Origin of the sequence: Pseudoalteromonas sp. APC 3250, from assembly GCF_030407915.1 — a bacterium.
In the GTDB taxonomy this organism is placed as follows: domain Bacteria; phylum Pseudomonadota; class Gammaproteobacteria; order Enterobacterales; family Alteromonadaceae; genus Pseudoalteromonas; species Pseudoalteromonas tetraodonis.
The window spans coordinates 131,481-144,189 of record NZ_JASDCM010000001.1; the positions used below are offsets into that span (position 1 = coordinate 131,481).

The 12,709-nt window shown below is 38.9% G+C and carries 11 protein-coding genes and 2 pseudogenes; 7 read left to right on the forward strand and 6 right to left on the reverse strand.

What is annotated here, in order from left to right; genetic code table 11:
• The first annotated feature begins 98 nt into the window (after positions 1-98).
• The 4 genes and pseudogenes from QL986_RS00575 to QL986_RS00590 all read left to right on the forward strand — a co-directional run bounded on the left by QL986_RS00575 (position 99) and on the right by QL986_RS00590 (position 3,420).
• Positions 99-1,213 (forward strand): annotated as a pseudogene (locus tag QL986_RS00575) (transposase).
• Between the two features lie 211 nt (positions 1,214-1,424).
• Positions 1,425-1,750, forward strand: a pseudogene (locus QL986_RS00580) (IS3 family transposase); the annotation flags it as partial.
• 183 nt (positions 1,751-1,933) lie between these two features.
• Positions 1,934-2,416: a hypothetical protein gene (locus QL986_RS00585; RefSeq protein WP_290190971.1), complete on the forward strand. Its 483-nt coding sequence runs from the start codon at positions 1,934-1,936 to the stop codon at positions 2,414-2,416.
• Positions 2,417-2,868: 452 nt separating this feature from the next.
• Entirely contained in the window at positions 2,869-3,420 is a 552-nt protein-coding gene (locus QL986_RS00590) for a cytochrome b (protein ID WP_290190972.1), read from the forward strand.
• 49 nt (positions 3,421-3,469) lie between these two features.
• Here the strand turns inward: QL986_RS00590 and QL986_RS00595 are convergent, their stop codons facing one another.
• Together QL986_RS00595 and QL986_RS00600 are read right to left on the reverse strand one after the other, a co-directional pair.
• Positions 3,470-5,017: a methyl-accepting chemotaxis protein gene (locus QL986_RS00595; protein WP_290190973.1), complete on the reverse strand. Its 1,548-nt coding sequence runs from the start codon at positions 5,015-5,017 to the stop codon at positions 3,470-3,472.
• Between the two features lie 183 nt (positions 5,018-5,200).
• On the reverse strand, positions 5,201-6,718 hold the full coding sequence (locus tag QL986_RS00600) for a leucyl aminopeptidase (protein ID WP_024600968.1): 1,518 nt from the start codon (positions 6,716-6,718) through the stop codon (positions 5,201-5,203).
• 239 nt (positions 6,719-6,957) lie between these two features.
• Here QL986_RS00600 and QL986_RS00605 point away from each other — a divergent pair, with 239 nt between their 5' ends.
• A complete protein-coding gene (locus tag QL986_RS00605; RefSeq protein ID WP_290190974.1) occupies positions 6,958-8,775 on the forward strand; it encodes a phosphotransferase in 1,818 nt (605 codons plus the stop codon).
• 58 nt (positions 8,776-8,833) lie between these two features.
• The gene (locus QL986_RS00610; RefSeq protein WP_024600966.1) at positions 8,834-9,265 is read left to right on the forward strand and encodes a DUF3859 domain-containing protein; all 432 of its coding nucleotides are present in this window, start codon (positions 8,834-8,836) and stop codon (positions 9,263-9,265) included.
• 63 nt (positions 9,266-9,328) lie between these two features.
• Here the strand turns inward: QL986_RS00610 and QL986_RS00615 are convergent, their stop codons facing one another.
• From QL986_RS00615 to QL986_RS00625, 3 genes are all read right to left on the reverse strand, one after another.
• Entirely contained in the window at positions 9,329-9,745 is a 417-nt protein-coding gene (locus tag QL986_RS00615) for a VF530 family DNA-binding protein (protein ID WP_008114664.1), read from the reverse strand.
• Positions 9,746-9,817: 72 nt separating this feature from the next.
• Positions 9,818-10,810, reverse strand: a complete 993-nt coding sequence (locus QL986_RS00620) for an MDR family oxidoreductase (protein WP_290190975.1) — start codon at positions 10,808-10,810, stop codon at positions 9,818-9,820.
• Positions 10,811-10,859: 49 nt separating this feature from the next.
• On the reverse strand, positions 10,860-11,495 hold the full coding sequence (locus QL986_RS00625) for a TetR/AcrR family transcriptional regulator (protein ID WP_016900341.1): 636 nt from the start codon (positions 11,493-11,495) through the stop codon (positions 10,860-10,862).
• 363 nt (positions 11,496-11,858) lie between these two features.
• Between QL986_RS00625 and rmf the strand changes: the two genes are divergently transcribed.
• Positions 11,859-12,029, forward strand: a complete 171-nt coding sequence (rmf, locus tag QL986_RS00630) for a ribosome modulation factor (RefSeq protein ID WP_008114656.1) — start codon at positions 11,859-11,861, stop codon at positions 12,027-12,029.
• 63 nt (positions 12,030-12,092) lie between these two features.
• On the opposite strand, the gene fabA is transcribed toward rmf, so the two are convergent.
• A complete protein-coding gene (gene fabA, locus QL986_RS00635) occupies positions 12,093-12,608 on the reverse strand; it encodes a bifunctional 3-hydroxydecanoyl-ACP dehydratase/trans-2-decenoyl-ACP isomerase (protein ID WP_008114654.1) in 516 nt (171 codons plus the stop codon).
• Positions 12,609-12,709 lie beyond the last annotated feature (101 nt).

Genomic DNA, 12,709 nt, shown 5'->3' on the forward strand with positions numbered 1-12,709 from the left:
GCGTTGAGTAAATAAATAAACTGACACCCACTCTAATTTTTGCAGTTTGGCGAACTAAGTACTAGGCTTTAATCAGTGTGAAAAAAGCTGGGTGTCTTATGGCAATCGCAAGAAAGCGTCAAGTAAGCTTGGTTGATACAAAGTATTATCACTGTATTTCACGTTGCGTTCGTCGTGCTTTCTTGTGCGGTGAAGACCATTTTATTGGTCAATCGTATGAGCATCGCAGAAGGGTGGGTTGAAGATAAGTTACTCGCACTAACCAAGGTATTTTGTATTGACGTATGTGCTTATGCTGTTATGAGTAACCAGCAAAATGTTGGAACATTTTACAACAGCGCAGCTGGCCCGGAGGGCGGAAGGCAGGATGCCTGAAGTACACGCATTTAGTGTTGTATGTAGATGATAAGAAAGCTAATAGGTTAAATGATAAAGCGATTGTTATTCGCTGGCACAAGCTGTGCAAAGGCACCGTACTTACGCAAAAGTACATACAAGGCGAAAAGCTAAGCAAAGCCGAACTTTTCTTTTTTAATCAAACAGTAAAGGAATACCGAGAGCGCTTATCAAGTATTAGCTGGTTTATGCGGTCGTTAAATGAAGACATTGCGCGCAGAGCAAATAAAGAAGATAACTGCACTGGCAGGTTTTATTCGCTGCCATCCATGGCGCTCACCCTTCGGGCTGCCTAACGGCATTCAAATTTATTCCCTATAAATTTATGGGAAGGTCGCTTTAAATCACAAGCACTCCTTGATAAGCGGCGCTTGCCGCGTGTATTGCATACGTCGATTTAAACCCTATTAGGGCTAAGATGGCTATCACTCCAGAAGAGTCTCACCATACCAGTTTACAAAAACGCTTAATATACGCAAAAGAAGGCAAGCAGCCAAAACAACTACTTCGCTTTGCAGGTATGCCGAGTCAAATTATGCCAAAAGGGCTGCCGTTTAAGCTTAAGTCGTATCTTGAATTAGTTGAATTAACAGGGAGAATAATGCGAAAGGATAAACGCGGCCATATTGATAACACTCAACTTCCTTTACTGGAAAGACTCAATATATCTCCTGAAAACTGGTTAAAACTCACTACACAATTTACACTCGTATTTCACGGCGCAGTTGGCAGGCCGACCTCACAAGCAAGTTATTGTGAAAATTTGAATCGAAAACGGCGAGCTAATACAAGTAATTGTGAAAGGCTATTAGCATAAACTATAAATTACTCAGTAGAAAAGTTGAAACTGCATCATGCAGTTATTTTTATGCGTGGAATTTAGATTCAAGTGTAATAATGGCTTATTTGCTAGATGAAACGAAAGTAACGTAGTCGTAAAGCATAAATTATTAACCTATAAAATAAATATAAGAACTTAGCTTTTGCTTGTTAAATTAAAGTGGGTGTCATGTTAGTTCATCATGTTAGTTAGAGCGCTGTCAGATGCTAATTTGTTGTTGATAATAAAGTACGTGTTCAATGTCAATTATCAAACCTATGGTAGCCCGCGCGTATTTCATTCGCTAAAAAAGAAGGTGTGAACATAAGCCAAAAGCGTGTTGCCTGCTTAATGCTAGAAAACGGTTTAAGAGCCAAAGCATTTAATAATTACAGTAAACCGGCGAAGGTGAAGTTCTTTTATAAAGAGGTGTCAAAATTAAAGGGTTATCTAGACTATTTTTATAATAGACAGCGATTGCATTCAAGTTTAGGATATAAATTGTCTGCTGAGTTTGAATCGGCAGTTAATTGAAACGTGGACGGTGTCAACTTTATCGGGTGAAGATCACTTGTGAAAGCTATCGTCTTTTTTGTTTCAAAAAAACGCTATCTCACCAAATCGGTGTTTAAGGCTTTAAATGGCTTCGTATTTGCCATCATTTTAGTTAAGGAATAATAAAGAATAGATAATAATAAGTGGTATAAAAACCCTGAGATGATAGTTGCTTTATCTGCTCTTCTTATAGGGTTAGTTACTGCTTTTACGTCAATTTATTCAGCCTATGTTGATCGTGAATATGCAAGAGCATCAGTTTGGCCAAGGTTGGAAATATTCAGAAGTTTTAGCAAAGATTCATTTGGTTACGGTGTAAGTAATAATGGAACTGGCCCTGCATTGATAAAATATGCAAAAGTGAAGGATGATTCTAAATACATAAAAAAATGGATTGAAATAGAGGCATTTCAGAATATCAGACAATCACACCTTAGCAATCGCACATTGTCACCTCAAAGCAACATTACCCCAGTTTCTTACAAAGGAGAGAATGCAAAAGCTCTTGTCAAAGCCGATGATTTAATAAGTATAGAACTTTGTTATTGCTCTATTTACAAAGAATGTTGGGTTATTGATAGAGAAAACCATCCAAAATCAGTGGAAGCTTGTATTGCCGACAATAAGCAAACATTTCTACAATAAACGCTAGTAAACAATAATTTAAAGCGGTACTGCTAACAGTTTACTCGGTTTCGTGCGCCGACACAGTTTTAGAAACAATTATCACCCCCTCGAAACAAAAGGGGGTAAATCTTGACTTCAGACATCAAAAGAGCCAATGCTGCAAGTGTTGGTTAGTCAAAACCACTCGCACTCAATACTCTGCGGTTTATTAATGTTTAAACGCGTGATAATTTAAAAAACGGTAACTTAAGGTTGCCGTTTTTTTATGCCTATTATTTAAGTTTATTTTAAGCTTGCTCAGTTATTATAACTAATACTTAAATTCCAGAATCATTAAACTATTGAACTGACTTATTAACTCATTCTATGTTTCAGATCATTAAACTGTGAGTGATTAAAGGTTAGCCTGTATACATGTACTCATATGCATAAGTGAGCTTTTAACTTTAATGCGTTTATTAGGAGGTATTATGAATTTTAAAAATACAGATACTCATTACAATACACTCTCTGTTGCTTTGCATTGGTTGATGTTTATTTTAATTGTGACTGTGTACGGTAGTATTGAACTTCGCGAATTATTTGATAAAGGCACTGAAACCCGTGATGCCTTTAAAATGTGGCACTTTATGTTGGGTTTATCGGTTTTAGTTTTAGTAAGCGTGAGGGTAGTTGCGCGTGTAGTGGGTGGTGCAGCACCTGCTATACAACCTGAGCCTGTAAAATGGCAAGATAAGTTAGCTAAATTTGTACACCTTGCGCTGTATGTGTTTATGTTTGCTATGCCAATTGCGGGTTGGTTAATATTAAGTATGGCAGGTAAACCTGTGCCATTTTTTGGTTTAGAGCTGCCTCCATTGGTAAGTGAAAACAAAGAGCTGGGTAAAACCATTAAAGAAATACACGAAACAGCGGGCGAAGTTGGTTATTACGTAATAGGCTTACATGCGGCGGCTGCATTATTTCATCATTACATTTTGGCTGATAACACCTTTAAACGTATGCTGTTTTCTAAAAAATAAACACATCACCTATAAAAAGGGAGACCATGTGTCTCCCTTTTTATATTAATTAATGATGTGTACTCTTAAACCCAATTCTAAACCCGCCCCAATGTTTACCGTTTACATAAATTGGCACCGAGAGGTCATGCAGTATTTCACCGGTATCACGTTTATAGGTTTGTAATAAAAAGCTTTCGGTGTGGCTACCACAGCGAATTCCTGTCGGGTCATTAAAAATACGTTTAGTACGGTTGTTTACTAAATCTTTTTCAAAGTTACCGGTTAGGGCTTGGCTATAGCGTTTGTTATGAGTAGGAAAGTAGCCCTTTGTATCAACGGCACCTGCAAAAATAATGTCTTTATTTTCCAGTATTGGTTCTTGAATAGCCGGCAGTGATTGATCTGTAAGTTTATCGTAATCGGTTGTGTACTTGGTTGGATTAGTATTCTCGATGGGTTTATAGTTTTGCGAAAAAAGTTGTTGCTGGGTTATTTTTCCGCTTTGGATCCAACCCTCAAAACATTCGCCAATTGCTTTACTGGCGTGTTTAGCCGACATCAGGATTGGTTTAAAGAATGCGTCATACTCTATGTTTTCAAGCTCTCTAAATATTGATTCTGATCCCAGCGATAAAGAAGACGCTTGCTGAGAAATTGTACTGCCTTTTTTAGTAACTTCGCCCAATAAACTACTGATGCTAGTGACTGAGCTATTTATTTGGGTGGTTGCATGCTGAAATGCCGAAACAGACTGATGCATACTATCAAGCGCGGTAGATGAGGCACCAATATCTTGGTTAATCGTTAAAAAGGATTGAGTCACGTTTTCTAGCTCTGATTTTACAGAAATACTTTGCTGTGAAACCTGCTTCATATCTTCATTGGTTTTTATACTGTTGGCGTTAATGTCTGTGAGCATGTCTGCAATTTGTTTGGTTGCTTCATTGGTTTTATTTGCAAGGTTACGCACTTCGTCGGCAACAACCGCAAAACCACGACCTTGCTCACCTGCACGAGCGGCCTCTATGGCTGCATTTAAAGCAAGTAGATTGGTTTGCTCTGCAATGTTTTGAATAACTTGGGTAATGCTTTGTATATCACTGGCACTTTTTAATAATAAATCTAATTGCTGGGCCACTTTATCTATAGAGCCTGATAACGAATCAATTTGGCTGGTGGCCGTTTGTAAGCGGCTATCGGCAGAGCTTGAGGCTTGCGCTGTTTGTACCATTGCTTGATTAATAGTGGTCATGCTGTCACTGAGTTCAGTACTATTTTGTGAAAGCTCGTGTGTGGCAAGCCCGACAGTTTCACTCTCGTTATAACAAGCGTCTATTTCTTTAGATAAGCTATCAACATAAAATGACACTTCAGCTGCGCCTATGGCATTTTTTGAGGTGGCTTTGGTAATGTTTTGTGCAATTTTGTTATTGAACGACTGCACGGCACCTAGTGACGAATTGTCATTTGCTGTTTCAGATTTTGCTGGTTTTATATAAAAAATTGCAGATAACAGCACTATAATTGCTGTAGCAGTGGTGGAGAGCTGTTCAAAATAGAAAAGAAAACAAATGCTTAAATAAAAAATGCTGTAGAACAGGTAGGTTATTTTCATTCCTTTGACCTCGTTACTAATTGTTCCTTCTATCTTTGACTATAAATCAAACAAAATCAAATAATAAACACACTTTTAAGGATTTATTAATAGTGATGTATTGAGCTCTATAAAACTGTTTTCGTACAAAAAGCGCCAAAGTAGTAAACCTACTTTGGCGCTTTTATTAGTATTAATAAACAATTAGTTAGCTAATAACCATTCGCTTAATAAGCGAACACCAAACCCCGTTCCCCCTGGTGAAAGCTCATCTTTACCTTTTTTCACTAAGGCATTACCTGCAATATCGATATGCACCCAACGGGTATCGCCAGCAAAATGCTCTAAGAAAGTGGCAGCAGTGGTTGCGCCTGGGCCACCTGACCCCACATTTGTTAAATCAGCTATGTCAGACTCCAACATATCTTTATACCCTAAAGGTAGGCGCCATAGGTTTTCGTTTACTTGTTTACCGGCTACCGTTAGTTGAGATACTAGCGTATCGTCATCTGAGAACACTGCCGCGTATTCATTGCCGACAGCACGGATTTTTGAACCGGTGAGTGTTGCAACATCAATCATAATTTCTGGTTTGTAGTGCTCACGTGCATACCACATAGCATCACTTAATACTAAGCGGCCTTCGGCGTCGGTATTTAAAATTTCAACACTTAAGCCCTCAGCGGTGCGAACAACATCACCAGGAGCTACAGCGAACTGCGATACCATATTCGCAGCCATACCCATAACGGCTACAACGTTTTTGTCAGCTTTAGCTAACGCCATTGCTTTAACTGTACCAAGCACTGCAGCAGCACCGGCCATGTCTGACTTCATACGTGCAATAGATGCACCGGTTTTAATACTGTAACCACCTGAGTCAAATGTAATGCCTTTACCAACAAGGGCAATAGGGGCATCGTCAGACCCTTTATAATGGGCAACCACTAAACGGGCACCTTGCTGGCTACCTCGGCCAACAGCTTCTAATGCACCCATACCCAGTTCTTTTATTTCTTTAGGCTCCAATACTTTGATGGTTACGCCCAAAGATGATAATTCTTTTGCCGCATTAGCAAAATCAACAGGTGTCATTTCGGTAGCGACTTCAGAGGTTAAATCGCGGGCTAAAAACACACCGGCTTGAATGCTTTCTAATTGGGTGTAAAGCTTGCGAGTTTGCTTGGTGTTATCAACATCAAATGTGTAGCTAACTGTTTCAGTGTTTGGTTCTTTTTTATAGTTTTCAAAACGATGATCGCGTAAGTTTGCACCATGGGCAAAGTTAGCAGCAAGTAATGCATTGTCACTTACACCGGTTACATCTTCAAATACAACGCTTGCAGTGCCTACTTTGGCTTTAACTAGTTGAGCGTGAATATTACCGCCTAACTTAGCTGCTTTTGCTTTATCAAACTCGCTTGTATTACCAGTACCTACGACTAAAACGCGGCTGTAGTTACTTTTACTTGGCGCAACAAGTTGTGCCACTTTAGCGTAATCGCCGGTAAAATTTTCTATATCAATAACGCGTTTCAATTGGCCATCGAACTGCTTGTCGAGCGCTTTAAATTGGCTGTTATTTCCATCTTGGCTATAAAATACAACCAGCGTATTTGCATCGCTGTTCACTTTTGAAGAAAAATTAAAGTCTGCGGCTTGGGCATTCATGCACATACTCAGAGCAAGCGCGATTGAAGAGGCTTTTATAATACGTTTCATTTTTTAACCTAAGAATAATATAAAGGTGTGTTTTACCCTATTTACGATGCTGTGGTTAAGTAGGATACGGCGAAATAGCAAATAACAGCGATATATGTCTAAATCATGACTAAATATCATGACATAACGGCTTGATAAACATATTGTGATGCTTAAAGGTTTAATTAACACAATGCTCGCGTTACTATCAAATATAAAGGTAACACTGCGCTTTTAACAACTAACCTAGAGAACCCGCATTGAAAGCTAAAGAAATTCGCAATTTTTATATCAACGAAGAACAGTCGGTTTATTTGCTGTCACACCGTGATGCAAAAAAACACCGCCAATGGCTTAATATTTGTATTAAACAGCTCACTTTGCTTGGGTATAAAAAGGTAGAAATGATTGGCTCAGGGGCATTTGGGTTTGTATTTGCAGGGGATGATGAACATGGCCTGCCTTGGGTGTTTAAGTTTTCTAGAATTACGCTCGCGCAAAGTGTACGTGATCGTCTTGAAGATGAAGCGTATATGCTTTCGCAAATCAAAAATCCCTTAGTGCCAACATTTTATGGCTTTGAGCGAATAAAAAAACAAGGTATTTTGATGATGGCGCGCGCCATTGGTGAAGACCTTGAAAAAGTATCACTAAAGCAAGGGCGCTTACCGGCCGCCAAAATAATGAGCTTAGCGGTTAAATTAAGAAATGTGTTGCTTGATTTACGTCGTCATAAAAATGGTTTAAGCCCGCAGCCTATTGTACATGGTGATATTAAACCCTCTAACTTGGTGTGGGATGAAAATGAAAAGCAGCTTTCATTGGTTGACTGGGGGAGTTCGGTATATGCCCAAGTAGATGAACAAGGGAACCCAATTGCCAGTAATTTTATGGATTTAATGTCCGGCGATTTAAGTACCACTAACGCACGAATGGGTGATGTTTATTTTATAGGTGATGCGCAAATGTCGGGTGAAAAGTCATCCCCTCGTTTTGATGAGCAGGGGGTTGCATCAACGCTATATGCACTTGCCTCAGCGCAGTCTTGCCGATTTGGTGCTCAGGCTATACCGGCCAGTAGTTTAATGTTACCTAAGGAGCTGGCAAACGTTATTGATGGCATGCTTTCAAAAGAGCGAAGTGTAAGGGACAAAGCGGGTGACTATTTTATGCGTAACATAGAAACCATGGCAAAAGCGTATTTACCACAACTACCAAAAACAGAAACTAAAGCGGCAATTCCGTTTTGGTTTAGCCAAGACCCCGAACCCGAAACCGTAGTTTATAGCTCTAGAAAACAGTTTTTACGCCAAGCTGATCATAAACAACAACTACTCGATGTAAACGATGCTCAGTTAGATAGGTATTATAAAGAATTTTTATTTGATACTGGGGATACTGAAAAAGCGTTTTTAGCTTCTATTAGCCGTCTAGCTAAATATCCTGTAGTAGGAGGGCTCAGCTTTCATTGGAAAGATGAATCTTTGTATGTTGAATCGTCACTCATCATGCATGACGAGACCCTCGCATCCGCATTCACCGATGCAGTAAACAACACAGTAATGTTAGCCCAGGCTATTAGCCAAAAAGGCTTATTTAAGTGCTGTTTATTTGATGCCCGCAAAACAATTCAGTTAGAACGTGATGGGACTGGCGCGTTTAAATTTAACCAGTTACCTGAGCTTGATTATGAAGTGGTTAATGTAAAAGCCAGCGATGTAACCCGTCCGCATTCATATTTTGAAGATGGTAAAGACCCCGATGAGCAACTGCAACTGCCTAAAAAAGTGATTAAATGTGTATTTGAGCTAAACCAGATACATCATACCGGCTGTATTATTTTTGAAGCGCTGCCAGATAGAATGAAAATTCATCATTACTACAGATTACTTGATGCCAGCAAAGAAGTAGAATTTAAACGTTTACTAAATAAGCTTATGCAATACGCGGTAAATATTACCGACGTGGGGGTGGCTGGCTTTATGAAGTTACCTTATAAAAACACTCGTGAGTTTGGTTTATGTGAACAACAACCAAGCAATTATTACCCTAAAAATCCAAAGCAACTACTTAATTAATAAACCGCTCGCTTAAGCTGGTGGTTTAAAAATTGAAAGTACAAAAATAGAAAGTTCAATGGCAAAATCTAAACCACAAATTACATTACAAAGTTTCGGCATATATAGTCACTGGGACAAAGACAGTAAATCACTACCGCAAATCACTCAATTCACTACGCAAGTCAAAGCAGAACTTGATGTAGAATTTGGTCTGATAGTTAATATTAAAAAAGCCAAAGGCGAAAAACTACATTTTTGTATTTACCACCCAGGTATTATAGATACCAATGGCGAAGTGATGCTGCCTTTTGAGGGTACTGTATATGTTAAAGACAACGACTGGTCGTTTTATTTAGGCGATACGGTATGGGTGCCTATTGAGGATAAAATAGGTGTCTGGCGTATGACCTTATCTTTAGCGGGGAAAGTCATTGCGGATAAAACATTTAATCTTATTAATGAAAAAACTAAAACTGAAGACGACTTTTGGAAATACCGCGGTTATTAATGACTACAGTTTGCAGTAACGCAAGAGCTAACGTTTATTGTTAACTCTTGCCTAAAATACGTATTAGTTACCCCACGGGTTACTTGAATTTGAACGCTGCTTACGGGTACGCGCACGTTGTTTTGCTGCTTTTTTTTCTTGAATACGTTTTGCATCAGAAAAGCTTAACTCGCAAGGCTCACCTGGTTTATCGCCTTCAGGAATAATGCGGTCGCGTGGAGGCAGTTCGTATTGTACGTCATCTGGGCGAGGTAAGTTTTTAAGGCGGTACAAATAGAAATTATCTACTTTTTGTTGTGCCCACTCGGTTTTACGCAAAAATTTAACTGCAGATTTAATGTCAGGGTTATTTTTAAAGCAGTTAAGTTGTAAGTAGGCATGCAGGAGTTCCCACCCATATTGCTCAACCAGTTCTTCAACCACTTGCTCTAATTTAACGCCTTGCAGTGGGTTATTACTGAAAAGTTCTTGGTTGCTCATAGGTGTTCTCTCGTTATTAAAAAATCAGCGAACATTATAAATTTAATAACGAGAGTTTAGTAGCAAAAATGCTTAACTTTGACAATTAACCACTACACGACCACGAATTTGGCCCTGCATTAGTTGCTCGGCGCTTTCAATGACTTGATCAAGATTTATTTCAGTTGAAATTTTATCCAAGTAATCGGCATTAACTAATGAAGCTAAACGATCCCATGCTTCAACACGATCCGCTTTAGGGCGCATAACGCTATCAATGCCCATTAATGAAACCCCACGTAAAATAAATGGTGCAACCGAGGCCGGTAAGTCCATACCTTGAGCAAGCCCGCAAGCAGTAACAACCCCCCCATATTTAAGTGATGCACAAATATTTGCAAGTGTGTGACTACCTACAGAATCAATAGCTGCAGCAAAGCGTTCTTTTTGCAAAGGTTTACCAGGGTTAGAAAACTCATTTCTATCAATTACATTAGTTGCTCCTAATGATTTTAAATAGTCTGCTTGCTCCATACGACCTGTTGCAGCGGTGACTTGATAACCTAGCTGGCTTAGTAAATAAATAGCAAAACTGCCTACGCCACCATTAGCACCGGTCACTAAAATTTCACCTGACTCGGGAGTAACGCCTTGCTTTTCTAGTGCAATAACACTGAGCATTGCCGTATAACCGGCAGTACCAATTTGCATAGCTTGTTTAGGTGATAAGTTAGCGGGTAGGGGAATTAACCAATCACTGCTCAGTGCCGCTTTTTGAGATAAGCCACCCCAGTGTTTTTCGCCAACACCAAAACCATTTAAAATAACGTTGCCGCCACTTTTAAATTCAGCACTGTCGCTGCTAGTCACTGTACCCACTAAATCAATCCCCGGCACCATAGGAAAGCTACGTACAACAGGGCCTTTACCCGTGATGGCTAAGCCATCTTTATAATTTAAGGTACTGTAAAGCACATCAATTAATACATTTTCGTTTGGCAGATCGTCACTGTTTATGGTGCTTAGGGCTGCAGTGTAGTTGTCGTCTTGCTTATCTATAACAATAGCTTTAATAGAATTGCTCATTAGATTTCCTTTTAGACCGATCGTCTTTAAATTAGTAATAAAAAATGCATTAACTGAGTAATGCGCGTAAAAACATTTCTGTGTATAAAGTAAGTGGCTTACTTGATTGGGTTAGTTTAGCTCGCATTACTGCGCCTTCCCAACCCACCCAAAAATATTCACTCATTTGTTCGGTATTAATGTGTGGATTAATAGTTTGTTGCTGCTGGGCTAAATCTAAACATCGTTTTAATTGTTGTTGCCAAGCGATGTAGCTTTGCATTAAACGGGTTTTAAAGTCGTCACTTAAATGATTAAGCTCTTGATTTAAGTTACCCACCAAGCACCCGCGTTTGTAATCATATTTTTGCATTCCAGCAATTGCGCTTTGTGTGAAATTAACAATGCGCTCAAGTGCGGGGACTTCAGATTGCTCTAGGTAAAATTTAAGTTTATTTATAAAAAAATCGTCGTAGGCATCAACAAGAGCCAAGCCATAGGCTTCTTTACTTTTAAAGTAATGATAAAAAGACCCTTTTGGTACTTTTGCTTTTTTTAATATGGTATCGAGCCCGGTGGCACTAAAGCCAAACTCAGTTAAGGTTTCTAAGCCCACACGAATGAGCAGCGCTTTTGTATCGGCACTGTCTCTGGCTATTTTGGGTGGGCGGCCACGCCTAGTTGCAACTGCTGGTGTTTTGTTCATGCTTCATATTAGACCGATCGGTTTTAATTAATCAAGCTTTTATTTGGAATGTTTTTAAAACAGCTCTGACGTTCATTTTTTGATTACAAATTAATTGGGAACTTAAGGGTATATTGTTAGTCACAAATATGACACTTATGTGTTTTGAACCGATGTACCGGAACATTTTAATAAAGTTAAATTGGTTAAAGTTGATCAATAAAATTATTTTTAAATTAATTTATCATTGCATCAGCAGCTTAGTTAAAGTCAAACAAATTAATTGTATTTTGTGTTTGAATTTAACATTTTTGTTGGCTATTTATTAAATGTAGATGAATTTAATGCTACAAAAATATAAATATAAAGGTGAGGATTTTACCGATGAAGAGACAGAAAAGAGATCGTTTAGAAAGAGCTCATTCTCAAGGTTTTAAAGCTGGTTTAGCTGGTCGCTCAAAAGAGCACTGCCCTTATCAACAAGTTGATCCTAAGTCTGAGTGGCTTGGTGGTTGGCGCGAGGCAATAGAAAATCGCAATATGTATAAAACATAAACTCACAACGAATTTAAGCAAAAAAGCCTCTAGTTAGAGGCTTTTTTGTTGCGTGCGTTAAAATTAAAATGCGCTAGTGTCTTGGAATAAGCCCACTTTTAAATCTTTTGCTTCGTATATAACGCGGCCGTCTACTTCTACGGTTCCATCAGCCATACCCATAAACAATTTACGCTTAATAACGCGTTTCATGTCTAGACGGTAGGTTACTTTTTTAGCTGTTGGCAATATTTGACCGGTAAATTTAACTTCACCTACACCGAGTGCACGACCAAGACCTGGACCACCAGACCAGCCTAAGAAAAACCCAACCAGTTGCCACATTGCATCTAAGCCTAAACAACCCGGCATTACAGGGTCGCCTTTAAAGTGGCAGTCAAAAAACCAAAGGCTAGGGTCAATATCTAGCTCAGCAATAATTTGGCCTTTACCGTGCTCACCACCATCATCGGTGATAGAGATGATACGATCCATCATTAACATGTTGTCACTTGGTAAACGACAATTTCCTTCACCAAACATTTCACCTTGACCACAAAGGATCAAATCTTCTTTTGTATAGCTATTTTTAGGTTCCATAACACTTTATCTTTGCTTAGAAATTGCCCCGTACTTTAGCGTACACTTGTACGCTAAACAACTCGGAGCAGTTAAAAAATGGTTTAAATATAGCCAATCAG

Coding starts and splice junctions, on each gene's coding strand:
- QL986_RS00625 (WP_016900341.1), bottom strand. CDS start 11,495: ATGAACAAAACACCAGCAGTTGCAACTAGGCGTGGCCGCCCACCCAAA.
- QL986_RS00595 (WP_290190973.1), bottom strand. CDS start 5,017: ATGAAAATAACCTACCTGTTCTACAGCATTTTTTATTTAAGCATTTGT.
- QL986_RS00600 (WP_024600968.1), bottom strand. CDS start 6,718: ATGAAACGTATTATAAAAGCCTCTTCAATCGCGCTTGCTCTGAGTATG.
- QL986_RS00590 (WP_290190972.1), top strand. CDS start 2,869: ATGAATTTTAAAAATACAGATACTCATTACAATACACTCTCTGTTGCT.
- QL986_RS00620 (WP_290190975.1), bottom strand. CDS start 10,810: ATGAGCAATTCTATTAAAGCTATTGTTATAGATAAGCAAGACGACAAC.
- rmf (WP_008114656.1), top strand. CDS start 11,859: ATGAAGAGACAGAAAAGAGATCGTTTAGAAAGAGCTCATTCTCAAGGT.
- QL986_RS00585 (WP_290190971.1), top strand. CDS start 1,934: ATGATAGTTGCTTTATCTGCTCTTCTTATAGGGTTAGTTACTGCTTTT.
- QL986_RS00615 (WP_008114664.1), bottom strand. CDS start 9,745: ATGAGCAACCAAGAACTTTTCAGTAATAACCCACTGCAAGGCGTTAAA.
- QL986_RS00610 (WP_024600966.1), top strand. CDS start 8,834: ATGGCAAAATCTAAACCACAAATTACATTACAAAGTTTCGGCATATAT.
- fabA (WP_008114654.1), bottom strand. CDS start 12,608: ATGGAACCTAAAAATAGCTATACAAAAGAAGATTTGATCCTTTGTGGT.